Genomic DNA, 24,925 nt, shown 5'->3' on the forward strand with positions numbered 1-24,925 from the left:
AACCAAGGTTGCCGTTTTTTATTGAAATAAAAGCGGAAACTCCACACTTCTATACTTATCCCAATTCAATTCGGTTAATTAAATGAGCAGTGTTGAGGCTAAAACGTCGCTGATAACAAAGCAAAAAAATCGTTATTTAGTTGTTCTCGGCAATGGCTCCTGCATTGCTCTACCTCCTGCATCCATGCAGTCGTAAATCAGCAATTTTTAACGCAGATAGCGACAGGTTAAACCCTCAAAATGATTAAGTATTATTACGAATTAATGGTATTAAACAAGCTCTGAAAGTGTCGCTAATGCCACAATGCTTGCCAAACCAACTTGTGCGACCAAACTAAACAACGAAAACATACGCAGTAGAAAGAGTCCCCAAGGGTGGCGTAAATGTGGGTAAAGCGCGCAACGCTTTAAGCTCGTTGCAAAGAAAAAGCACATGATGGCAAGCAAGGTAAAGCTCAGCGTTAATTCACTTTTTATAGCAATGCTATCATCAAAAAAGAAGAACAACTGCACAGGGAAAAGCAAAGTGACGATGGCATGCAGCAAATGCACTTTTTTCACACGTTCGAACTGCCCTTCTGGTGAAAGTTCTTTAATCCCAAAATCGCGCTCTAGGCATTTTACCAAGTTATCTGCTTTTATACTGACGGCTAAGCGATAACAACTTAAACCTTCGTTATTACGGACACGAAAATCAAACCCCGATTTTAACAAAAACACTAACAAAGGTTCACTTTGGGCAAACACGGCATAATGTAATGCGGTATTACCTTTGTTATCTTGTCGCGTTTTATCTTGATGTTCGAGTATCGTTTCAACAACATTTACGTAGCCTTTTTCTATCGCCCACATAAACGCAGTTTTACCGTTTTCGTCAGCAAGTGTGCCTGTTGCCCCTTGCTCAATAAAGCGCTTTGCCATTGTTTGCTTTGCACTTTCATGACTTAAATGCGCTAACAGCGCTTGCTCAAGTAACGCGACAGAATCAACGTCTGGCGAGACCAACTTCAATAACGTAAAGTAGTCTTCCCCTTGCGCGACTTTATCTGCTGCAAGGCTGGTTAAATGTTCCAGGTCAGCAACCGTTTCAGGGATAAAGCCACTAAGACGATCTCTAAAATCCACTTCAGTCCACAGCTCAAGCACGTCTTGTGCAGACATTTTTGCACCTTGATTCAGCACATGCTCAATCACCGTAAAATAGCGACGATTGAATAGCTGGTGAATAAGTGTAATCGGTGTTTTAACCGCTGATTGCGCAAATGCACTGGCGTATTTTTCAAGACGCTGGCAGAGCATAAGTACAAGGCTTTCTGGGGTGTAATCGTTGTCTAGAAAATGCGTTTTCATTGCATTTATATAGTGCTGCGCAGATTCATCAAACTCAGAAATATGCTGAAAGTAGCACTCTTCAAAAGGCTCAAGCGGTGTTAACCAAGTAAGGTAATAAATAGGTGGCAGAACCGTCGTGCACACACCGTCATCTTCATTTGTTGAACGACATGCAGGCCAAGCTTCTAAAGCATCTAAAATATAAGCCCCGTTTTGCTCAGCTAATCCTTTGATCAGTAACGGGTATTCCTTCGGCCAAATCAGTACATTTTCCATTAAAAAAACACAACTCCGCTGCACATTATTCGAGGTCTTATTAAGCACTCAGTTATAACAAAATATAACTGACACTGAGCTTAATATTGCGACCAAAAAACGAGTATCTTGACAGATACTTAGGTTAATAAGAAAAGTAGCTTGATTCTACCACAGAGGGTACGAGGTGCTAGCGCAAAGTAGGTGATTTTTAAAGAAAATAGAAAAGCAGTGGCACACACACGGAGCACACTGCTTGGTTGGAGACTATATAAACTTATTTACTGGCTAATTCGTGTGTTACTTGGTCGATGCCTACTTGGCTAATGCGTTGCAATACTTCTTTTTGCTTTGCACTTAAGAGCGAAATACCTTCAGCAACGATATCGTAAACTTTCCATTGCTTGTCTTTGCCTTGACGCAACTTAAAGTGTAAATCAATGGCTGGGGCATTATCGTCAACAATTTGCGTTTTCACTGTTGCATAATCACCATCGACTAACTGAGATTGATCGAAAATAACTTTTTGGCCGGTGTACTTCATAAGCGCACCCGCATAAGTCACCGTTAAATAATGCTCAACAGCAGCAATAAACTCAACAGCCTGTTCGCGGCGTAAACCTTTAATATGCTTACCTAGCAGTTTGTAAGATACAAACTTAATATCCATGTGTGGCAGTAAACGTTGCTCTACAATACTGCTCATTGCTTCAGGGCTTGCATCACCTTTGGCATTCACATTGGCGATATCAACAAATAAATCGGCTGTTACTGATTCTAATAACTGCTTTGGCGAACTCACATTACTGGCGCTTACACTGGCCGTAAAGAGTGTTGCAATTAGCAAGAATGAATTAACTAATCTGGTCATTGTGTGTGCTTCTGGATCAAAAAATTTTCGCTAATATACCGATTACTACCCCAAAGAAAAAGAACCAATACGACACCTTTTTAATGCCAAAATGACACCAATCAGTTTTTATTAGCATTTTCATATAATTACTTCTAAAACCACGAGCCTGCACAGCGTCTGTGTATTTTCGCACATTGAAAACGACTACCCCCTGCCCTTATCTACATTCTCACAGTCACAAAGAGAAGTACCGATATGAAAAAAATACATCAATTAAAAACCCTCATACTTTGCGCAACGGCTTTGGTCGCAGGCCCGCTTTATGCAGCTTCAAATCATGGTTATGCAATTGATTATATTCAAGGTGAAGGCGACGTGAGAGGCATTAAATTAGCCTACCAATATCATATCCCGAGCGAGAAATTACCACTCAAGTACGGCCGTTTATACTTCGAATCGAGTTTTAACATTTGGCAATACGGTAAAGAAAACAATCATCAAACTAACGTAGTGTTAGCAATGTCACCCGTGATTCAATACCCCGTGTTCAATGTTAAAGGTATACCGGTGTCGGTTGAGTTTGGTATAGGCGTCTCAATTTTAGATGACACCCACTTTGCAGGAAAAAATGTTAGCACTCACTACCAGTTTGAAGATAGGTTAGGCTTGGTTGCTGATTTAGGTGACAACCGTTCGTTAGCACTACGCTATTTACACTACTCTAATGCAGGATTCAAAAGCCCAAACCCTGGACTTGATTTTATTTCTCTTTCTTATGCAAAACGCTTTTAATACCATTGTGCTTAATTAAGAGGTCTATTTTGAGGTAATAAAACCGCGTTGATAACAAGGCAAAAATTTAGTTATTTAGTTGTTCTCGGCAATTGCTCCTGCATCCATGCAGTCGTAAATCAGACATTTTTAACGCAGGTAGCGACTGGTTTGAACACTCAAAATGATTAAGTATTTTTGCGGATTGATATAAGTGCTACTATCTAGGTTGGTGAATTAGCTGAGTGTACCTATGGAAACCTGGCAAAAAATTGCAATCGTCGTGGCCGTGTTTGGGGTTGTCATTGGCAACCTTGCTTTATTAAAACATGCAGCAAAAATGGACTTTAAAAAGCCCGAAAAAAAAGACGAAAATGATCAAAAAAGCCCTGATTGATCAGGGCTTTTTTGATCATGCGCTAACGAGTTTACACTAACCAATGCGCCATCAATACAATGACCGGCAGCGTCACCAATGTTCTTAAAATAAAAATTAAAAACAATTCAACGATATTCACCGGGATTTTGCTGCCTAATAACAATGCCCCTACTTCTGACATGTAAATTAACTGCGTGACACTCATAGCAGCAATAATGAAACGGGTGACATCGCTCTCAATGTTTCCCGCCGCTAATATTGACGGTATAAACATATCGGCAAAACCCACCATAATAGTTTGCGCCGCTGCTTCTGCTTCAGGGACCTGCAGTAATTCTAAAAATGGCACAAATGGTTTGCCCATGTATTCAAAAATGGCAGTGTATTCAGCGATAATCAGGGCAAATGTACCCACAGCCATCACCACGGGTAATACAGCAAAAACCATGTCAAATGCGTTGTGTAAGCCTTCTTTAAGCGTACCTACAACGCCTGGAGCTGTGCGTGCTTTAGCTAAAGCAACATCGAGAGAATGCGTAATAAGAGTTTTCCCTTCTGGCACTGACTCTGCGTGCTTGTCGGGTTCTGTGCCGTCAACATACAAATCTTTCTTAAAACGTAAAGGCGGTAAACGCGGAACAATTAAAGCGGCAACAAAACCCGCTAAACACACGGTCAAATAGAATGGAGCAAACAAGTGTTCTAATTTTACTTGGCCAATAACAACCAAACAAAAAGTAATTGATACAGCAGAGAATGTGGTACCAATAATCGCAGCTTCACGTTGTGTATAATGCTTGTCTTCATATTGGCGTGCGGTCATTAAAATACCGACACTACCATCACCAAGCCACGACGCTACGCAGTTAACTGCGCTTCGTCCTGGTACACCAAATAAAGGGCGCATCACCTTTGTCAGTAACGTACCAACAAGCTCCAACAAACCAAAGTTGAGTAATAATGGCAGCAGTAAACCCGCTAAAATAAACACCGAAAAAAGTACCGGCAGGAGGTCGTTTAAAACTAATGCCCCTGTATCACCCGAAATAATCATTTCGGGACCTTGCTTCGTGTACGTTAATATAATAAATATCATACCGAGCAAACGCACAGTCAACCACAGCCAACTTACATCAAACAAATGTTTAATAATAAATATTTTTAACAGCGCTCTTGGCTTAAAAAACTTTATTATTAACGACATAACACCTGTGATACACACAATTGTGGTAATTAACCCCAATGCAAATGGCGCAATCCACTCCTGCACAGCTTTTGCCATAACAGCAATTGGAATTGTCATTGCTTCACCTATGGGTACCGGCGTCATAAACAAGAAGACACCTATAAGTGAAGGAACGAAAAAGGTAAACAAAGTTCGCAAGTTACTGCGGTTTGCAGCGTTTAAGTTAGACATATTTTCAACCTGTAAAAACCACAAAAAGAGCGGCTAGGCTCTTTTTGTGGTGGTTTTAACTTTTTTAATTATTAAATATTGATGCCGCGTTGGCGCAGCGCATTTTCTAATGCTTGTTGTAGGTCATTCATTGTACCCGGCTCAAGTGTATTGCCTTCTGAGTCCATCCAAGTCAGGCTTGTGCCACCTTCATTGGTACGACTAACAAGAATTTGGTATTGGCCATCTTCAATAGGCAGTTCTGCAAGCTCTTCACCCCAAATAGAATCCCACACGCTTGACTCTGGCTTTTTGTAATCAGCCGTGATCAAACCGCGCTCTTGATCAATTTCAACAATGGTGAAAGATAAACGCTCTAAGAAACCAGAAAAACGATCAAACACAACAAAGTAATCTTGCTCAGTAACTAATGCGGCGTTACCTTTGTTATCAAAGCCCATTTCAAGCGAAATAATGCCTTGTTGTTTACGCATTTCAACCTCAAGTTGACGATAACGATAGTCAAACTCAGCGATTACTTGGTTTAAAGCACGCACTTCTAATTGTTGTTGTAGAAGCGGTGTTAATTCTTGTGAGTCACTTTTATAATCAACCAGTTTTGCATTTAAAGATGCAGTACGTTGATGCGATTTCTCTTCAATTGTAAAAAGAAAACGCTGCTGTGACACTTCCGTTTCGCTTTCCCAAAACCAGCTATCTTCAGGCTTGATGATTGTGTACCAATCAGTTTCTATGCTGCCTAATAACTTATCTTCTTTAACGGCACGGGTATTACTCTCATTCAGTACCGCGTGAACGGAATCCCAAATAAATTCATCTAAATCAACGATACCGTCATTTTTATCAAAATAAACACGTGCGTCTTTATCGCCTTCTTCAACCCAGCTACCTTGTGCAATGGTGATCACTTGCGCCGGTGGACGATAATTTTTCGCTTCAGGATTATTGTCGTACTGAGCCACTTCCATTTTATAAGTCGGATCTTGAGCTGGTTGCGCAAGTCCTTCAGGCGCTTTAACCGGTTCGTTAGCACGATAATTACGTTTATGGTGTGCTTCATCGGTAAATACACCGCACCCAGTTAAACTTACCAATACGCTTACAGCAAGCGCCTTTGAGATCCAATACTGCACAGATATTTCTCCTTAGCAAACCCTTAATTTTTTTAACAAATATATGAGTGGGTAATGCCGATTTGGTTCACTGTAAAATCACTTTTAACTTTACATTTTTTATTTTATGCAAAAAACCCGAATGGTTTGGGTTAGCGTAACGTATGTGTTTGCTTATCACCTTGCAAAATTTTAACTATGGTACTTTCTGATGCCCCTAAAAACAAGAAAGAGCGCACTTTATTCACGGCTTAATTAATCGTCGCTATCGTTAACTGAGTAAATTATGTTAAACTTTGCCGCCGTGCGTTATTAAACTCACGTGAAATCAAGGCTTATTCTGGCTTATATCTATTGGTATTATTAATTACTAGGTACTTAAAATTCCATGACTGTTTTTACAAATCATCAGATAGTGCTCACTGCGATTGGCGAAGATAGACCCGGTATCGTTAGCGAATTGACTCAGTTAGTGAGTGATTGCCATTGCAATATAATTGACAGTCGCATTGCTATTTTGGGCAACGAATTTACCTTTATCATGTTATTGGCTGGCGATATGTCAGCAATTAGCCGCATTGAGCATACATTGCCTACAAAAGGCATGGAGCTTGGCTTATTAACCATGATGAAACGCACAGCAAGTCATGTTGCGTGTGAATTTTGTGCTGGTTACACCCTCGAATACACAGGTATTGACACACCGGGAACACTAAGCAAAGTAACGCGCTTTTTTGCTGACAATCATATCAGTATTTGTTCTCTTAAATCAGATACCTATGAAGAGAATGACGAACTTAAAATGCGCTGCGAACTAGAGTTTAATATCCCTGTAGAAGTCGATATTGATCACTTTAAAGTGAGCTTTGAAGATCTTTCTCGTAGTTTGAACGTAGACTATATATTCAGACGCATTCGCTAAGGAGCAAAGCATGAAGAAAATTAATCCACTACAAGCTGGCGACACAGCCCCTGCTTTTAGTTTACAAAACCAAAACGACGAAACCGTTGTCTTAGCTGATCTTTTAAAAGAGCAGCAAGTACTGGTTTATTTTTACCCTAAAGCATCAACTCCTGGTTGCACAGTGCAAGCTGAAAACCTTCGTGATGAAAAAGCAGAGCTTGCTAAGTTCAATACGCACGTTGTTGGTATTAGCCCTGATCCAATCAAACGACTAAAGAATTTTGAAACAAAGAAAGAGCTTAACTTTGATCTGTTAGCCGATGAAGATCACGCCATTGCCGATGCATTCGGTATTTGGGGTTACAAAAAGTTTATGGGTAAAGAGTACGAAGGTATTCACCGCATCAGCTTTTTAGTTGGCCAAGATGGTAAAATCAAGCACGTGTTTGATAAGTTTAAAACCAAAGATCATCATGAAGTAGTGCTAAACTATTTGAAAACCGAATTATGAAAACGATTTCATTTTCTTGATAAGTTAAAAATTTAGAGTGAACTGCATAAACACACTAACTCTTTTAGGTGTTTATGCAGGAGCTATTAACTAAAAAAATATATAGGCCCCATAATATAAAGAAAATATAAGTTAGCTCTTTAATAGCACCAAGAAGTGTATTCGTTTTATCAAGAATCCCAAGTCGAAAAAAGCTATCTCTCCTATTATCAATCAGTTCTACTTCATAATCTTAATAAAAAAGAGGTAACCAGTAAGTTTCTATGAAGCAACCATCTTGATCAAAGTAATGACTATGCCCACCTCCTTCAAAGATTCTATTTATAAAAGTACTGTCATGATCTTCCCTCAAACAACTAGACATCTTTTATTTTCAAAATGAAGTAAGATAGGAGGTGTTATGTGAAATAAATATCCCCAAGAATATGAAATCCGATATAAATCGGCTAACTAGGTGTCTACTGTTAATTTACAACTGTATTTAACTGCAAAAAATTGAACCTATAATAATTAATTTATATCCAAGGAAGATGTATATCAGAGCCTTTCTTTGAAACGCCGTTCTTGCAACACTTCTTGTATTTTAATTTAGAACCGCATGGACATAATGAATTGGGTGGAATTTTACCCTCAGCTCTGAAAGGTTTTGGTTTTCTTTCTTCAATAATTTTTAGAAGACTTTCACCAAGTTTTGAAGCTTCTCCAGCGACTTTCTTAGCTAGGTTATTAAAATGAAGTATCATATAGTTCTTACCAATAATACTTCCTGCGATTATGGACTTTTCTAATAGCTCCCTTGCCTTAATGTCATTTTTATCCATCAAACTTCCCTTATGATACTCTATACCTAATAACGCTTCACAATCGGCATTACCTAACTCTATACCACGTAAAAGAAAGCTTAATGCTTTTTCTCTATTCGTATCACAAGCTTTTCCCTCAGAATGATAATAAAATAAATATCTAAGAGCTAATGGCTCCTCTTGATCTCCAGCTTTTATCAGATAACTTATTGCATGACTATATTCCCCCTCAGCGTAATAGTACGTGCCTAAAAATGCTTGTGCAGGAACAAACCCTCGCTCTGCTGATGATTTAAGTCTATTCAAAGATAAGGTTTTATCTATAAAACCCTCTTTACCTAAAGATAACGAAGCAAATCTGAAAAGAGCTTCTACATCGCTTTTTTCTTGAATTATTTTTTCTTTATCTTTTAAATTACTACCAAGCCGAAACTGCAAGTCAAAATTTGCCGACATGCTACAGGCTGAATCATAAAACTGGATTGCATGGTTTTCTATGCCTTTAAGCTGTAAAACTATTGACTCTGAAGCAAGTAAAGGGGAGTCAGCATAGATCTCATTATATATTGATTCGCACATCACCCCTGCGTTAAGTTTTGTCTTGTAGCAGTCGGTTATTAAAGCACTATATATAAGCTCTTTGAACTCTTGCTGTCCTGCAGCTACTGCTTCTGTTTCTTTTGCAGCAATATGACCATTAATACAAAAGTAAACGTTTTCAAACGCTGATATTAGACACTTCCTAGCTTCGAAAGCTTTTTCTGTTAGGATTTGCTTCCTCTCTTTAGTAAAGTTACTATCATCAGAGTTTTCATTGGAATAATGTACTGCTTTATTTCCAAGCTTCCTAATTTCATGAAACTGGTTTTGGAGTGGGTTACTAATGATCTGGCATACACTAAGGTTTTTGATACGCTCTTGTAAGTTTTTGGTAACAAGCTCAAGGTGGTTTTTTTTCTCAAGCATTAAAACTAACATTTCAACTATTTCTCTAAATTTTTGAAGGGCATAGTCAGGGTTTGCAGTGATAAACTCTAAAGCTGTGGTATAAGATTCTTGTATTTCTTTGGAAAGCTTTAGACTAAGCTCCAAATCTGTAATTTTTTCTTGCATATGAACTTATTCTTTATGTGAGTTAATTAAACAATAAAGTTTGAAAGCTCTTATTAAATGATATTCTTCCATTGCAAACATTACTTCAAACAATATCCTTATAATGATTTTTTGATGCTACATTTTGTAAACACTTCTAGATACTCTCAAGGTTCTACGTACCTCTTACGGAACTATAAATTTATTGTTGAAGTATTTAAACAGAAAATCTTGAGTTAAGTTAACTTGAAATAGACAACCCTCTTAAATTACATTTGATCTATATCCACTTTACGAGAAGCGACAGTAATCATACCAACAGAACTTTCACCCTTTCCTTTACTACTGTCCAAATTAATATGATGTTGATAACTATATATCAGAGACGCTCTTAAAGCGTATATGAAAGTCTCTTTTATTTCGTTCATGATTTCGTTTACTCTTGCATGTATTAAATCAGCATTACTAGACTTGGATTCAGGAACTAATAAAAAAATATTCGCAATAGCGAGCCCTTTTAGATTTAACTCTGTAGACTGCAATATTTCGTCCTGCTCAATTTGCTCTAGCTGATCGCTCGCTTCTTTCAACTTGTCTCTGATTTTATTTGTAATAGTAGTAATATGGCCAAATAGCTTAACTCTACTAGCTTTTAACTCAATCAATTCAATATGCTTTTTTCCAATCAAAGCCAAATCTAAGCGGCCTTTACTGTTGCCTCTATTGACTTGTATCTCTGCTGATGGAATATAACTAATCTTTTTTGCCGAATAAGCCTCAAAGGCTGCATGGTAAAACAAAGGGGTAATTGAAATTTCTCTACCTGATGTTGGTAACAAACAACATGGGATTTTAGTATTTTTTATGTATGTTTCTTCAATTGTCTCCAGTACATTTTTGATTAAAGGTCTGATGTAACTGAGTTCTGAGTAATATGGTGCAGTTATCGTAATTATTCCGCTCATAAGCCTTTCCTTCAAATTTTATCTATCCATAAATTACAGTGCTAAATTTCACAGTACAGACATAGTCAGGTTTCACAGTGTGAAACCATTAAACCTACCCTATAGATACAGTAACAATTTTTAGGAGGTTAATATGACTGTTATTTCTTTAGATATTTTTATAAGCAATTTTTCCATTGAGCCTCAAATAATTGAGTCAATTTTCAAATACCTACTTCTAAAAGCAACATTTCTTAATGTATGTGTGCTCTTACAAGTTCAAGTCAAATGGAAGTTTCTTAGTTGTGAAATAAAAGTGTGCTTAAATTAACCTGCACACACAATAAAATCTAGCCATACGCAGAGATTTTAGTTAAGTGTGCATTTTATTAGGGGTATAAATCAGCACCGCATCAGCTTTTTAGTAGGCCAAGATGGTAAAATCAAGCACGTGTTTGATAAGTTTAAAACCAAAGATCATCATCAGGTTGTGCTTGATTATTTAGCGCAGAATAAATAGTTACGAGTTACGAGTTACGAGTTACGAGAACATAGTAAAAAAGCGTTGCCATGGTGCAACGCTTTTTTTGTTTCTGTACACAAAAATTATGTGTTTAGCTAATTCCCAAATACTTATGCACTTGCACTGATAAGCGCCAGTTCTTTGCAATACAGGTTTCAATGGCCAGTTTAGTCGCTGATGTTTTTTGGCTGATGGGTTGAAGGTAAACTAAACGCGGATTCACGCCTGTTTTTAAAAACAAATCTTCAAGCTCTTCGACATGCTTTTGCATGGCCACTGGGTGTTTAATTTCATCGGCGCGTTGCATTGCACTGCGCAGTACTTTGTAACCGCCGCGCATATTAATTTTTGGTGAAACCGTCACCCACGTTTGCTCAGGGACTAAAATCTCGAATGTGCCGCTGGTTTCTATTTGCGTAGAATAACCGTTTGCATGTAATAGCTCACACACTGGGTTTAAGTCATACATGCAAGGTTCACCACCGGTGATCACCACATGCTTTGCGTTGTAACCGCGTTCTTTAAATAGCGCTAATATTTGCTCTGCAGAGGCTTCGGCCCAATGATCAGAGTCCGCTTTTTTTTCGACCGTGTCATCAAGCGACACCCTATACACATTATCAACGTCCCATGTTTGTTTTGTATCACACCAAGCACAGCCCACAGGGCAGCCTTGCAAACGTAAAAAGATTGAAGGTGTACCTGTAAAACTTGCTTCACCTTGAATTGTTTCAAACACTTCGTTAATTTTGTACAAAAGACATCTCACTTACGACGCGACGGACAGTAAAAATTGGCCGCCTAAAAACCAAAATCGCGGGCAAAAATTGTTATTTAGGCCCGAGCCGTGTAGTATATCGCGCCCTGAAGTAAACCTCTATCAAAAGTATGAGCAAAACAGTTATGACGCAAAAAGTAGTTGTTATTTATTCCGGCGGTATGGACTCATTTACCGTATTAAATAAAGCCCTGCAGCAAGGCCACGAAGTGTATGCCCTGTCGTTCGACTACGGCCAGCGTCATGTCAAAGAGCTTAAAGTGGCGGCTCAAGTGTGTGAAAAGCTTGGTGTTCCTCATAAAATCGTTGATATTTCTGCGATTAATCAACTGATTGGCGGCTCGTCGTTAACCGACGATATAGACGTGCCAGAAGGTCATTACGAAGAAGAGAGCATGAAGAGCACGATCGTGCCAAACCGTAACATGATTTTATTATCACTGGCTGTTGGCTACGCAGTGTCGCTAAAAGCCAGCAAAGTGTATTACGGTGCTCATTCAGGTGACCATGCAATTTACCCAGATTGTCGTCCAGAGTTCGTTAAAAAAATGGATGATGTATGCCGTATTGCAAACTACGACGCCGTTGAAATTTTCAGCCCTTATTTAAACAATACGAAAATCGATATTTTGACAGATGGTTTAAAAATGGGCCTTGATTACAGCCAAACATGGACCTGCTACAACGGCCGCGACAAAGCCTGTGGTAAATGTGGTGCATGCCAAGAGCGTTTAGAAGCCTTCGCACTTAATAACGTAACAGACCCTATTGAGTACGAATAACCGCAAACGCAAAATGATAAAAGGCGAGTTTAACTCGCCTTTTTTGATTGTGTTTGCTGAATAAGTTTTAACAACTGGGCTGTGGCGGTAGCATCAGCCAGCGCACGGTGATGATTCGTTAAATTCAGTTCAAAATGCGCAGCTAAATTACCAAGCGAGTATGAGGGAAGTTTCGGAAATGCTTTTCGCGACTCAACCACCGTGCACAATTTAGGCATTTTAAAGGTCTGGGCGATTGCGGCGTATTCTTTACGAATAAAACTGTAATCAAAATTCACATTATGAGCCACAAATACCGACCCTTTTAAGAGCTCTCTGAGCGTATCGGCTATATCAGCAAAACAAGGGGCATCGCGCACCATGGCGGCATTAATGCCGGTCAACTTGGTGATAAATGGCGGTATACTTCGCTCTGGATTAATTAAACTTGCCCACTGCTTAATCACTTCGCCGGCTTGTAGCTGCACCACGGCAATTTCGGTTATTTTATTATTACCTTGCACCCCACCCGTGGTTTCAATGTCAACCACACTGTATATACGGTTAGGATCATTAAACCAATTTACCGCAACAATGTTCACGGTAAAGCCATGCTGTTTTAATATATCAATACTCACCAGCTGATTGCGTCTGAGTTTATCACCAGGCGCTTTCACTTCTTCAAAGCACAAGCCAGTGTCTTTCAGTACCATTAAATCTGGGTAGCCATCTTTGAGTTGTTTAAAAGTTTTTGTCATTTGCAATAAATGCGCTTTTAAACTCTCAAGTTCGCTGTGCTGAATAAGCACTTTTAAAGGCTCAAGAATATCACTGTGCCATTGAAACAACCCCGTTGGCGTATCGTAAAACTGCGCTGCACTTTTGCAAACCTGCTTATAAATACAATCATTATGGGTGAACGTTGCCAGTTTTTGCTCAATATCTGCCTGCTGCGAAGCGTAAAAACAATCGGCTAATAAAACATGCGGGTAAATATCAAATTCATTGCACGGTGGGTACGGTGTATCCACAAACAGTTCTTGCCAAAACGTCAGCGCGAATAAACTCAACCACAGATTATTTTCAGTAAAAAATACCGTATATCCCTGCTGTTGATAATACTCACAGACTCCTTGCTCAACATCGCCACGATAAATATCGTCAATCTCTAACTGACACTCAGTATCACTGAGCATTTGCGTTAACCGAGAGCGCTGCTGCTTATTGTATTTTCGTTGTAAGAAATCTTCAGCAAAATACAAAATGCCGTCGTCGATGGGGTCGTTAATAATTGCTTCTAACGTTTGCTGTACCCATTCAGTATCACCTTGTTTATAATGTACACGAATAGCCAGCTCTTGTGCCTCACTGCTACCAGTGCAATTATCTAAAAGTGTGCATGCATAAGCCAAATCGGCCTCTTTAAATTGCTTAAATAAGCGAATAAGCAGTTTATTTTTAATACTGTGCGCTAAATCGTCAGTACAGTTTATCTGTAACAGTTCATTGGCTAAATGACGATATTGTTCAGGCATCTCGCATGCCTTAAACTGCATGCGGCATTGATTTAATTGGTAATGAGTCTGTGCTTCTTCAAGAGTATTAAAACGTGACCGCGTTTCACCAACATCATTACGCACCTTCGCTATCCCTAAATCACGCATAACAAAGCGGTTTTGATGGTTTATATCACCTGCACTTAAGCGACCGCTGTATAAAAATTCAAAGTACTCGTAATATTCTGCTCGGCTATTAACAACAAACTCTCCACATAACTGTTCAAGCGCATTCGCCTCTCGGTCAATATGTTGTTTACACAGTGCCAGTAACACCCCTTTACTGGCCGACTTTTTAAACGTAATAGGGGTTTTAAAAAGTGCGTCATCAGCAAGCAACGCAACAAGCTCTGGTTTCGTTAAATGAGCAAGTACCAAATCAAGATCATCAACCGTAGGGTGAGCCACCAGCGCAAACTGCTTAAGTTTAAAAATAGCGCCGTGTAGGTTTGGGATTTCTTCGTAATTAAGCGATGAAAGCGCGACAAGTCTTGGTTTTCGCGAATAGATACGTAACAAAGTGCACAAGCTTTGTTCGTCGAGCTGGGTTAACTTAACGATAAATTGCTGTTGTTCAGGAGTTAGCAACGTTTTGCATTGCGCCTGAATAAACTCAGCTAATTCAAAAAAGTGATTTAAATAATATTTTAGCGGTAATTGTTTTTGCATAGCTAACACCAAAACTGTATATAAATACAGTATCAGGTATTAGCTTGCTTATTTCAACATGTGGTTGCTTATTTTACTTTATAAATTCCCACAATGGCGCAGATTGCCCCACCCACCATACCAAGCCATGCTTCGATAGGTGTGTCGCCACTAAACGTACGACTTACTTGAGCACTGGCCGAGTCATAAACGTTATAACCCCATACAGCAAGTGCAACACCAATCACGATAAGTGCGATACCAATAATTTTACCCATAGTTATTATTCCTTATTGTTGTTCACTTTCAGTGTTGCACATAAATACACACGCTGCAAAATTTCACTTTAATTTCAAACTAAAGGTAATAATTTGCGTATTCCAACCCAGTCGTTAGTTGCAATTAAATTTCTAATTACGCACTAAAGTTGAGCTTTGTTAGCACGATTACCGATGAGTTACTCACGCACCATTATAAAAAGAAGATTCACCTAAGGGTTTCTTAAGTTTTGCTTCCTAATATTGCTGCAGTTTTGATTAAGTAAGTACGACTATGACAGCACAATTTTTTGTTTTAAAACCCTTGTTTCGCTTTTCCTTGCTATTAATGTCAATTTTTATGATTTCACGAATTGGCTTACTTATATGGCAACAACAAAGACTCGGTGATAACGATTACTTAGCAGTCTTTATGGGGGGGCTCAGAGTTGACCTAAGTAGCGTGGGCTACTTATCAGTCATTGGGGTGTTTATTTTGCTAGCTGATATTTTATTACGTAATAAAACAGCCATTTTTAAGCAAGCTTTCACCTTATACGCAAGCGCTGTTGTCACCTTAGTGGTGCTTGTTGAGGCGTCGACACCCGCGTTCATTAATCAGTACGATGTACGCCCAAACCGTTTATTTATTGAATATATTGATTATCCGCAAGAAGTGTTTTCAATGCTGCTACACGGCCACTTACTTGCCCTTATTAGCACATTGGTTATTGCAACATTAACGAGCATTTTTAGTTATCGTTTTGTGCGTGCTTCATTCAACAAACGCGCAGCTAAAGACCAAACTCCTGCGTCTGTCACATTACTTGTTAGTGCACTGTTTATTTGCTTAATTGCCGCGCGAGGAACCATTAGTCATCGCCCGCTTAATCCGGCATTAGTGTATTTTTCGGGTGACTCGCTGGTTAATTCACTGGTGCTCAACTCACCCTACAGTGTAGCGTTTGCGTTAAAAAATATGGGTAACGAAAAGAATGCCAGTAGTCTATATGGCACCATGTCACGCAGTGACATTATCGACACAGTTAAAAAAGCATCATATCGCTCACAGTTCACCATTGAGGCAATTCCAACGCTTGCTGCTAACACAGCGTTTAACCATAAAAGTAAAAAGAACTTAGTGATCATTTTAGAAGAGAGCTTAGGTGCTCGTTTTGTCGGGGAATTGGGTGGCATTGGTGTTACACCACACCTTGATAAGCTGTATAAAGAAGGTTGGGGATTTAACAATTTATATGCAACAGGTACACGTTCTGTCCGAGGAATTGAAGCTGTAACAACCGGTTTTATCCCCTCACCTTCTCGCTCAGTAGTAAAGCTATCAAAGTCACAACATAACTTCTTTTCACTTGCCGATGTACTGGCACGCGCAGGTTACACCACCCAATTTATTTATGGCGGTGAAAGCCACTTCGATAACATGAAAAGCTTTTTCTTAGGCAATGGCTTTAGCGATATTGTAGATATTAATGACATACAAAGCCCCGCTTTTATCTCATCTTGGGGAGTAAGCGACGAAGACTTGTTCAATCAAGCTGATAAAGAGCTAAACGAGCTAAATAAAACGGGCAAACCTTTTTTCAGCCTTGTGTTTACTTCAAGTAATCACGACCCCTTTGATATTCCAGAAGGTAAGGTAACGCTGCCTGAAGGCCACGACTCTCAAAATTACAAACGCGATCTCGCAATTAAATACGCTGACTACGCGCTAGGTAAATTCATCGCAAAAGCCAAAACACAAGATTACTGGCAAGACACGGTATTTTTAGTGGTTGCTGATCATGATGTGCGCGTGTTCGGCTCAGAGCCCGTGCCGCTTAAATCTTTCCATATTCCTGCTGTCATTTTAAACAGTGATATGAAAGCAAAGCGTGATGCTCGCTTAGTAAGCCAAATGGATTTACCGGTAACCTTGTTATCGTTATTAGGTGTTGAACAAGCGACTCCAATGATCGGCTACGACTTAACAAAACAATACCCCGTAGAGCGCGCCATGATGCAGTACTACGACAACTTTGCTTACGTAGAAAATGGTGAAGCCGTTATTTTAATGCCAAACCAAAAAGTGAGTTTTTGGCGTTACGACCCCAAAAATAAAACCCAAGTCGCCATTAAAGAACCAACTCTCGATACAGAGCTTGCCAAAAAAGCACTGGCTCATGTCTTATTTAGCAACCTCGCTTATACCGAACAGTTGTATCGCTTAGCAACAAGTCGTAGCGATAAGGAATAAATATGAGCATACGCATTAAACACCTTATTACTAAAAAATGGCACGTTAGCTACAACCAATTTGTATGGCTGGTGTCTGTGTATTTAGTTATCGCGTTTAACGGTTTATTTTTATACAACCTATATGAAGCGGCAACTAAGCCTGAACATGTAGATTGGTTATTTATAATAACCGTGCCCTTTTTCTTGTTAGCCCTGACAGCCATGGTGCTAAGTTGGTTATCCTTTATCACCTTTGTTAAGCCTGTGCTTTTGAGCAGTATAGTGGTGTCGTCATTGTTGTTTTATACAACCTTAAACTACGGTGTGATTTTTGATAAAAGCATGCTGCAAAATATTTTAGAAACGAATTCAGGTGAGGCGTTTTCGTACCTTAACATACAAGTTATGGTATTTATTTTTGTATTTGGAGCACTGCCTGCTTATTTATTTTCTCGCTTTAAAATTGTCGGTAACTTTCGCGTACGCCTAAAAAGTTTTGCATTACTAAACGTTGCAACCATTATCGCCATAGTCATTATTGCTGTGCCATTTTACAAAGATTATGCCTCTGTTGGTCGTAATAACCGCCAGCTAACAAGTTACATAACTCCCTTTGCATTTTACACCGCAAGTTATAAGTACTTGCGCGATAATTATTTTTACCCGCCTTTACCATTTAAAGTATTAGATAAAACACCGCATTTATTGGCTAAGCAGCAAAGCTCGCTCACCATTATGGTGGTTGGCGAAACAGCCAGAGCAGCCAATTTCTCACTGCAAGGTTATGGCAAGCAAACGAATCCATATACACCAAAACTCGGTGTGAAATACTTCAGCGATGTCAGCTCATGTGGCACCGCAACAGCCATTTCTGTGCCTTGTATGTTCTCGCGTTTAGATAGAAATGAATACGATTCCCGGCTTGCACAGAGCCAAGAAAATGTGCTTGATCTTATCCAGCGAAGTGGTGTTGAAGTCACTTGGATTGACAATAACAGCAGCTGTAAAGGCGTATGTATTCGCGTTAAGTCTAAGACTATCGAACCAAATAAAATAAATACACAGTGTGATGGCCATTACTGTTTTGATGAAGTACTCGTTGAAGAGTTAGCTGCAACACTTGCCAAGAGTCATGCGACGCACCAACTAGTCGTGCTACACATGATTGGTTCACATGGGCCAACCTACTATCGCCGCTATCCAGAAAAAGAGACTAAATTTTTGCCTGACTGCCCACGTAGCGATATCCAAAATTGTAGCAGCGAGCAACTCACAAACACCTATGACAATACCATTGCTTATACCGACTTAGTGCTGAGTAAACTAATCAACTTGCTTAGAGACAGTAAGGCGGATGATAAATCACTGTTATATGTCTCTGATCATGGTGAGTCGTTAGGTGAAAAAGGTTTGTATTTGCACGGTTTTCCCTATGCATTAGCGCCTAAAGAGCAAACCCAAGTGCCTATGCTGTTTTGGAGTAATAAACTAGCCGATAGCCGCTTTAACCAATGTATTGAGCAACAGCGTAACCATGTTTTTTCGCACGATAACATATTTGACACCCTACTTGGCTTAACTCATGTCGGAAGTATTAAATATAACCCTGAGCAAGACATTTTCTATGCTTGCTCAAAACAAAGCTAACGAAATAGAGATTTCATACGATGCAATTTGATAGCACTAACAAACCTATAGGCATTAAACGTATTCGCCTAGCATTTAAAAATTCCCAACGTGCATTCACGTGGTTAGCAAAGCATGAGTCTGCTTTTAAACAAGAGCTGATACTGTTAGTCCTTGCCATAGCCGTGGTTTTTGTCTGGCAAATTACCCTGTATAAGAAAATCATGCTGCTTGTCTCTGTGCTATTTGTGATGTTTGCTGAAGTGGTCAATACGGCAATTGAAGCTGCAATAGACCGCATAGGCCTTGAAATTCATCCGTTATCAGGCCTAGCTAAAGACTCGGGGTCAGCAGCTGTACTTATTGCTCTTACGATTTGTGCGCTGGTATGGGGCGGTGTATTTGTTAGCAACCTAGGTTAATTCGCTTTTTTATCATCTGGGGTGTCATTACACAATGCACAATGTCGCCCTTTTGATGAGTGATATAGACGGGTTGCGATAAAAACTGCCGTTGCAATAAATGACCAAAGTAACGCAAAACTTAATGCACTTTGTGTGTCGTGACCTTTAAGGATTTCTACCATAAATAATAAAATAGCCACCAGCGTGAAAATTCTAATGGCTCTTAAAATCCAAAATTTTGTGCTCATAACTTACTCCTTTAAAAGAGTAAGCGTAGTGCAAAATAAGCAAAAACACCTAAAAATCCAAAGCAGGCTCAGACAAAACCTGTACACCATTTTTAAATACTTCTAATTGCCCCGCTGGTGATTGCTCAGTACCTAGCACAATAACATGACACACATAGCGGTAGCCGTTATTCATAAACGTATAAAAATGGTTACCGCCACTGCCATCAAAGCTTAACGTGCCCCCTGTTATCACAATGCGTGGTTCATCCGCCATTGTTTGCGTGATGTCCCATGCTGCATAGCGGTATTGATTTTCTGCCAATTCATCAATACGAATTAAATGCTTTTTTGTCTTCCAAGTTAGTATCGGCTGTGTAAATTCGCGAAGACTTTCATGCAGGCGTTGTTTTTGCTTTGCAATAAGCGCTTCACGCCGTGTTTTTTCTGCTTCTGATTCATAGGGAACAGCCCAAATTGAACCATCAAAATCAAGCCACAATTTACCCGAGTCAAACATAATGCCTCGCCAGCCCATCATTTGCCAATCGTGGCGAATATTGGAGGTCGTGATTTTTTCAACGAACGCTTTATCAAAAACCTCATCAAAGCGCGCTATCAGCATGCGCTTGTTTTTAATAGCTTCTAAGGGGGCTTTACGCTTTAGCGGATAATGAACACGCTCTGCGATGGTGTCTTTATCACCCGCTTTAAATGCCGCAACCACTGGCTTAACAAGATTTATATGTTGAGTTGCGGCCATATTTTTTGTCGAAAAAATACATCCCAGCAGCAATACTGCAAATACCTTAATTGCGTTCACTCTGATGCCTATTTTATTGATTTTCATAAGCGTAACAGATAAAGGGATACTGCGTACAGGCTCTACTTAAAGGCGATTTCTGTGGCAGGGCTTTGATTTCCTAGCCTATCGACCGCAATCACTTTTACAGCATTGAGCGACTGCCCCTCTTTTGTTTCATTGACCTTAAGCCAATTAACATCAGGCGTGTAAATTTGATAGTGCCAATCATCACCATATTGCGTGTACACTAAGCTGTGCGCGACGTGTTCAGGGGTTGTATGTTGCCAGCGTAACACTATAGATTCAGCCTGTTGTTGATACTCAAGTTTAAACGGTGATAGAGCGGGCATGTCTATCCAAGGCGTTTCAGGAATTAAAGCTTGATGCTGAAATACGCCATCTGCAATGACGTCACGCATTAATTGGCTACCATCTAGTGCGGCAACATTCCAAAAAACGGTCCCTGGCGATGCAGTCAAAAATCCACGGTTGATCATTATTTGATTAACCACTTCATCAACACCTGCTTCGTCGAATGATCGCAGCGCATTAATACCAGGCCATAAATGACGACCTTGCGTGTTTTGTGACTGCCACCAGCTTAATAAGAGCGGGTAGCTTTGTGCGTATTGGTTTATTGGCCAATAAAGCTGAGGTGAAAAGTAATCTAACCACCCTTCGTTTAGCCATAACTTGGCATCTGCAAAAAGCGTTTCGTACTGATCCATGCCACGAATGGTACTAGGCTGTGTTGGTCTGTATACACCGAATGGGCTGATCCCGACTAACACATGTGGTTTAATTTCTTTCACCGTACTGTAAAGACGCTGCACAAATGTGTTCACCGCATTGCGTCGCCAGTCTGGCACACTAAGCGTCCCACCTGCTTGAATATATGCCTGATATTGCTCAGCATCTGGAAAATCGTCTCCTTCGTTATACGATGGATACGGGTAAAAGTAATCATCATAATGAATGCCATCTAAATCATAGCGCGTTACCAGCTCTGTTAATGTATTTAATGTATGAGTGACCACATCTTTATCTGTCGGCAAAAACCAAAAAGTACCATTTTTTAATTTAACCACCTTATCAGGCTGGGTATTCACGACCGACTGCGACGATAACGGCCCGCCTACATGATGATGTGCTCGATATGGATTGATCCATGCGTGAAGCTTTAAGCCACGTTTATGCGCGTTTTCTATCCAAAATTGTAAGGGATCATAATAAGGCTCTGGAGCTTTTCCCTGCTCTTTCGTTAAATAGTAAGACCACGGCTCATAACTACTTTGATAAAGGGCATCAGCTTGGGGCCTCACCTGAAAAATCACCGTATTAAAATTATGTTGTTGCAGCGTATCCAGTATTCTAATTGCGTGCTCTTTTTGCTCTGCAACAGGTAACCCCGGCTCCAGGGGCCAATTTATATTGGCCACTGTCGCAACCCACGCTGCGCGAAATTCTCGCGCGACGACCTGTTGGTGAATTTTGCCAAGCATCTGCTTTTCAGCACTACTCGGCTCAGAACTGGGCAAAAAGCTACATCCAATCAAACCAGAAAACATCAACAAGATAAGTAAATTTTTAAAATGCATAGCTAACCTATTATTAAAAAGGCACAGCATAAATATGCTGTGCCTTAATTAAATGAGTAAACGTCGAATCAATCTGATTAGAATTTCATTTGTGCGCCCAGTAAGAAACGGCGACCGTAGTCATGAATAGCCAACGGACGATTGTTATCGGGCATACCTGTGCTGTTACCCGACGTCGCTTTTTGCTCTTCGTTTGTGAGGTTAATCGCTTGGAAAATAAGATTAAGATTTTCTGTCACGTTGTAACTCATGTTCAAATCATATTGACCAAAGCCATCTTTATACTGGTTTAAACCTAAGTAGTTTGTGTAGAAGTACTCAGAGCGATAAGTGTATGAAACACGGGCAGAGAATGCGCTGTTTTCGTAATAAACCGTGGCATTAAACGTATCTTCAGAGTTATTTGGTAATACGGCTTCTTCACCTGCTTCTTTTTGCTCAGCGGTTTGCTCAAGCTCAGCATCAGAATAGGTATAGTTTGTTTGAATACCAAAACCATACGGTAGTTTTTGAGTATAGTTCACTTCGAAGCCCGCATTTTCGCCACCTAAACCATTTTGTGGCTGCGTCACTAAGAAATCACGCACTTCTTCAATACCGGTATCTGGGTCCGTCCATGTCCACTGTTTTTCAACAGTCGCATTGGTAATATACGAGTCGATATCTTTGTAGAAGTAAGCAAATGATAGAATTGACGATTCATTAAAGTACCACTCTGCCGAAAGGTCATATTGAGTCGCACGATATGGTTTTAAATAAGGATTCCCTTCGGTGCCTTTACACCCTGTGGCAGCTGCACAGTAACCACTTTTGCGTGCAGATAAAAAGTCATAATCAGGGCGAGACATCACTTTTGCTGCAGCAAAACGCACAACAACATCATCGGCTAAATCATAATTAATATTTACACTCGGTAAAAAGTCATCGTAACTATTTGTGCTTTCGACATCTTGGATATTTTCAGGTGCAAAGCTGCGACCTGTGTACTCAACTGAACGCGAATCAAGCTCAGTTTTCACCGCTCGAACACCCATGTTACCGCGCCATTTATTGTAATCGAACACAGCCTTTACATACCCAGCGGTCACGGTCTCTTCTAAATCAAAGGTGTAATCTAAGTGCTCGTATGGGCCACTAGTCGGCGTGGTTGATGAAATCCAATCGGCGTACTTAGCGTTATCAAACTGCCATAAAATTGCATTTGCCCCCTCGCCCATAAAGTCAGAGGCCGAGTCGCTTGCAAACATACCCAAATGATAAGTTTCACCATCTGCTGACACTTTAGGGTAATTAGCTTTCATTAAACTGGCTGCTTTTGAGTGCTCTCTGTACTTAACACCCGCTTTGATAGCGGTAAAAAAACCACCATCAAGTAAATATTCAACGTCTAGTTGACCATAAATTTCTTTTGAGTCATTAAAAATATCGTTTTTATGGTTATAGTCTAGGCGGTAATCTTGTGGACTTAAGTCCGCTGATAAAGTGACATCGGGTGTACCATTTTCAAGTGTAAATGAGGCATCTGTATTAGCATAATATTCTGAATACACATCGCTGACCTCACCATCCGCTTTGCTGTAACCTAATTGCCCCGTTACGGTGTAATTATCAGCTTTGTAAGTTACTTTTAAATCATGCGCTTGAGTCTTAAATTCGCCCTCGTAACCTGCATTACCGTAATAACCTAAATTATTATGAGCCGGTAAATCACCCGCCACTAACGTACCATCAACAATAACAGGATTTTCTACATTACTGATGTTTTGTAAAATAAAACCACTGGAGTAAGTGCCAAACGACTTGTGCTCCGACGATGAATATAAATTGTTAAATACAAAATCCAGATTATCATTTGCAGCATATTGCAGCGTCACGGTTGCGGTGTCTAAATCACTGTCACTTGCATAACGGTTGTAACCCACAGCACCCGGATAAAACTCAGCATTGCCGTCTTGGTTTGCATCAGTACTACGGTAGCCAAAACGTACTTCTTTACTGTCACGTTGCGTCGCTGTTTCTTTGTGAATAAAACCCACATTGAAGCCAAAGTCTTGTGCTTCATTTTTCCACGAGTATAAACCCGATAAATACGGTTTTGTTTCATCAGCATTTTCAAAATGGAAAGCCTTTACTGATAACGCGGCATAATTTGCTTCGCTGTCCAACGGTTTACGTGTTTTTACAACAACGGTTCCACCAATTGAGCCTTCGTCAATGTCAGCTTCAGCCGATTTATATACTTCAAGCGTATCAACAAGCTCTGCAGGTAATAACGAATAGTTAAAACCTCGTGATGGGCGCGTGATTGAGGCCGATGCTGTCGCTGATGCCACGTTTTGCCCGTTCAACAACGTAATATTTAAATGAGGTGCAGTACCACGGATACTTACTCTGTCGCTTTCGCCACCCAAGTCTTTTTCAACCTGAACACCTGGAATACGCTGAAGTGCGTCTGCGACCGTTTGATCTGGAAACTTACCGATGTCTTCTGCAGACACAGCATCAACTACGCTATTTGAAAAGCGCTTCATATTGATACTTTTTTCAACGGAAGCCGCATAGCCACGAACTTCTATTTGTTCAATGTCTTCTTTGGTGACTTTCTTTTTATCAGCTTGTTCATCGGCTGCGAAAACCGATGCTGAAGCCCCTAAAACAAGTGATGGAACGAGCGCTTTTTTAATACAAATAGCTAACGCAGAGAATTTTTTATTCATGAAACTGTAACCCTATCGTTTTTTATAAAGTGAGAGATTTTGTGACTACAAACTACATAAATGCTCTTTAGAACAACAAACGGTAACAACTTTATTGTTACATTGCGGCTACAATATTCGTAATAAACTTTAAAATCAAGATATTTTATTCTTTATATTTAATTTTTTAAAAATATAAAATTCTATAAAAGGGACTAAAAGTGTTTAGCTGAATTTTTGCCACATTATTTTTTATCCATTAATCAACGTTATAGAAAACGAGAAAAGGCTATATTGCTTAACGCACCCTGATGAATGCGCATTTATAACGCCTATAACAGAAAAATTCGCGCTCGGGTTGCTGTTATTGGGTAACCAAAAAGTGCTGATGAGACAGTGGGTATACACCCCTCCTAAAAAGAGTATGCTTAACTCATA

At 39.8% G+C, this 24,925-nt stretch carries 21 protein-coding genes and 1 pseudogene; 9 read left to right on the top strand and 13 right to left on the bottom strand.

From position 1 onward, the window contains the following. Positions 1–270 precede the first annotated feature (270 nt). Both ACSSVW_RS06895 and ACSSVW_RS06900 read right to left on the bottom strand, forming a co-directional pair. Positions 271–1,608: an ankyrin repeat domain-containing protein gene (locus ACSSVW_RS06895; protein ID WP_036969633.1), complete on the bottom strand. Its 1,338-nt coding sequence runs from the start codon at positions 1,606–1,608 to the stop codon at positions 271–273. Positions 1,609–1,864: 256 nt separating this feature from the next. Next, the gene (locus ACSSVW_RS06900; RefSeq protein WP_036969635.1) at positions 1,865–2,458 is read right to left on the bottom strand and encodes an MlaC/ttg2D family ABC transporter substrate-binding protein; all 594 of its coding nucleotides are present in this window, start codon (positions 2,456–2,458) and stop codon (positions 1,865–1,867) included. 237 nt (positions 2,459–2,695) lie between these two features. Between ACSSVW_RS06900 and ACSSVW_RS06905 the strand changes: the two genes are divergently transcribed. Together ACSSVW_RS06905 and ACSSVW_RS06910 are read left to right on the top strand one after the other, a co-directional pair. Then, positions 2,696–3,232, top strand: coding sequence for an acyloxyacyl hydrolase (locus ACSSVW_RS06905; protein WP_454179054.1), 537 nt, complete (start codon positions 2,696–2,698; stop codon positions 3,230–3,232). A gap of 232 nt (positions 3,233–3,464) precedes the next feature. Further along, on the top strand, positions 3,465–3,608 hold the full coding sequence (locus ACSSVW_RS06910) for a DUF2897 family protein (RefSeq protein ID WP_074988602.1): 144 nt from the start codon (positions 3,465–3,467) through the stop codon (positions 3,606–3,608). 31 nt (positions 3,609–3,639) lie between these two features. Here the strand turns inward: ACSSVW_RS06910 and ACSSVW_RS06915 are convergent, their stop codons facing one another. Together ACSSVW_RS06915 and bamC are read right to left on the bottom strand one after the other, a co-directional pair. Then, complete coding sequence (locus ACSSVW_RS06915; RefSeq protein ID WP_036969639.1) at positions 3,640–5,007, bottom strand: YjiH family protein; 1,368 nt, start codon at positions 5,005–5,007, stop codon at positions 3,640–3,642. Positions 5,008–5,078: 71 nt separating this feature from the next. Beyond that, positions 5,079–6,140: an outer membrane protein assembly factor BamC gene (bamC, locus tag ACSSVW_RS06920; protein WP_036969641.1), complete on the bottom strand. Its 1,062-nt coding sequence runs from the start codon at positions 6,138–6,140 to the stop codon at positions 5,079–5,081. Between the two features lie 367 nt (positions 6,141–6,507). Between bamC and ACSSVW_RS06925 the strand changes: the two genes are divergently transcribed. Together ACSSVW_RS06925 and bcp are read left to right on the top strand one after the other, a co-directional pair. Beyond that, positions 6,508–7,041, top strand: a complete 534-nt coding sequence (locus ACSSVW_RS06925) for a glycine cleavage system protein R (protein WP_036969643.1) — start codon at positions 6,508–6,510, stop codon at positions 7,039–7,041. 10 nt (positions 7,042–7,051) lie between these two features. Next, positions 7,052–7,534 (top strand): thioredoxin-dependent thiol peroxidase, encoded by a 483-nt coding sequence (bcp, locus tag ACSSVW_RS06930; protein ID WP_454179055.1) that lies wholly within the window; start codon positions 7,052–7,054, stop codon positions 7,532–7,534. A 515-nt stretch (positions 7,535–8,049) separates the two neighbouring features. Here bcp and ACSSVW_RS06935 read toward each other — a convergent pair. Next, a complete protein-coding gene (locus ACSSVW_RS06935; RefSeq protein ID WP_454179056.1) occupies positions 8,050–9,450 on the bottom strand; it encodes a DUF4145 domain-containing protein in 1,401 nt (466 codons plus the stop codon). A 248-nt stretch (positions 9,451–9,698) separates the two neighbouring features. Beyond that, positions 9,699–10,394 (bottom strand): hypothetical protein, encoded by a 696-nt coding sequence (locus ACSSVW_RS06940; RefSeq protein WP_454179057.1) that lies wholly within the window; start codon positions 10,392–10,394, stop codon positions 9,699–9,701. A 385-nt stretch (positions 10,395–10,779) separates the two neighbouring features. On the opposite strand from ACSSVW_RS06940, the pseudogene ACSSVW_RS06945 reads away from it, so the two are divergent. Beyond that, a pseudogene (locus ACSSVW_RS06945) lies at positions 10,780–10,893 on the top strand (thioredoxin-dependent thiol peroxidase); the annotation flags it as partial. 94 nt (positions 10,894–10,987) lie between these two features. Here ACSSVW_RS06945 and queE read toward each other — a convergent pair. After that, positions 10,988–11,653, bottom strand: a complete 666-nt coding sequence (queE, locus tag ACSSVW_RS06950; RefSeq protein WP_036969649.1) for a 7-carboxy-7-deazaguanine synthase QueE — start codon at positions 11,651–11,653, stop codon at positions 10,988–10,990. Positions 11,654–11,784: 131 nt separating this feature from the next. Between queE and queC the strand changes: the two genes are divergently transcribed. Further along, complete coding sequence (queC, locus tag ACSSVW_RS06955; RefSeq protein ID WP_141687275.1) at positions 11,785–12,456, top strand: 7-cyano-7-deazaguanine synthase QueC; 672 nt, start codon at positions 11,785–11,787, stop codon at positions 12,454–12,456. A 29-nt stretch (positions 12,457–12,485) separates the two neighbouring features. Here queC and ACSSVW_RS06960 read toward each other — a convergent pair whose 3' ends face one another. Both ACSSVW_RS06960 and ACSSVW_RS06965 read right to left on the bottom strand, forming a co-directional pair. Further along, the gene (locus ACSSVW_RS06960) at positions 12,486–14,660 is read right to left on the bottom strand and encodes an exonuclease domain-containing protein (protein ID WP_454179058.1); all 2,175 of its coding nucleotides are present in this window, start codon (positions 14,658–14,660) and stop codon (positions 12,486–12,488) included. A 68-nt stretch (positions 14,661–14,728) separates the two neighbouring features. Beyond that, positions 14,729–14,917 carry a DUF3185 family protein gene (locus tag ACSSVW_RS06965; RefSeq protein WP_065979772.1) on the bottom strand — a complete coding sequence of 63 codons (189 nt, stop codon included), beginning with the start codon at positions 14,915–14,917 and terminating at the stop codon, positions 14,729–14,731. Between the two features lie 340 nt (positions 14,918–15,257). Between ACSSVW_RS06965 and ACSSVW_RS06970 the strand changes: the two genes are divergently transcribed. The 3 genes from ACSSVW_RS06970 to ACSSVW_RS06980 are packed head-to-tail and all read left to right on the top strand — an operon-like array spanning position 15,258 to position 19,179. Further along, positions 15,258–17,150: an LTA synthase family protein gene (locus tag ACSSVW_RS06970; protein WP_454179059.1), complete on the top strand. Its 1,893-nt coding sequence runs from the start codon at positions 15,258–15,260 to the stop codon at positions 17,148–17,150. Positions 17,151–17,152: 2 nt separating this feature from the next. Then, positions 17,153–18,778, top strand: coding sequence for a phosphoethanolamine transferase (locus ACSSVW_RS06975; protein WP_454179060.1), 1,626 nt, complete (start codon positions 17,153–17,155; stop codon positions 18,776–18,778). A 20-nt stretch (positions 18,779–18,798) separates the two neighbouring features. Further along, entirely contained in the window at positions 18,799–19,179 is a 381-nt protein-coding gene (locus ACSSVW_RS06980) for a diacylglycerol kinase (protein ID WP_454179061.1), read from the top strand. Here ACSSVW_RS06980 and ACSSVW_RS06985 read toward each other — a convergent pair. From ACSSVW_RS06985 to ACSSVW_RS07000, 4 genes are all read right to left on the bottom strand, one after another. Next, positions 19,176–19,409, bottom strand: a complete 234-nt coding sequence (locus tag ACSSVW_RS06985; RefSeq protein ID WP_454179062.1) for a hypothetical protein — start codon at positions 19,407–19,409, stop codon at positions 19,176–19,178. The two genes, ACSSVW_RS06980 and ACSSVW_RS06985, sit on opposite strands and share 4 nt — an antisense overlap. Before the next feature lie 49 nt (positions 19,410–19,458). Then, complete coding sequence (locus tag ACSSVW_RS06990) at positions 19,459–20,211, bottom strand: hypothetical protein (protein WP_454179063.1); 753 nt, start codon at positions 20,209–20,211, stop codon at positions 19,459–19,461. Positions 20,212–20,273: 62 nt separating this feature from the next. Beyond that, positions 20,274–21,791: a glycoside hydrolase family 10 protein gene (locus tag ACSSVW_RS06995; RefSeq protein WP_421419478.1), complete on the bottom strand. Its 1,518-nt coding sequence runs from the start codon at positions 21,789–21,791 to the stop codon at positions 20,274–20,276. Between the two features lie 77 nt (positions 21,792–21,868). Next, on the bottom strand, positions 21,869–24,508 hold the full coding sequence (locus ACSSVW_RS07000; protein ID WP_036969673.1) for a TonB-dependent receptor: 2,640 nt from the start codon (positions 24,506–24,508) through the stop codon (positions 21,869–21,871). Positions 24,509–24,925: the final 417 nt, after the last annotated feature.

It is taken from the genome of Pseudoalteromonas sp. MBR-15 (genome assembly GCF_053628915.1).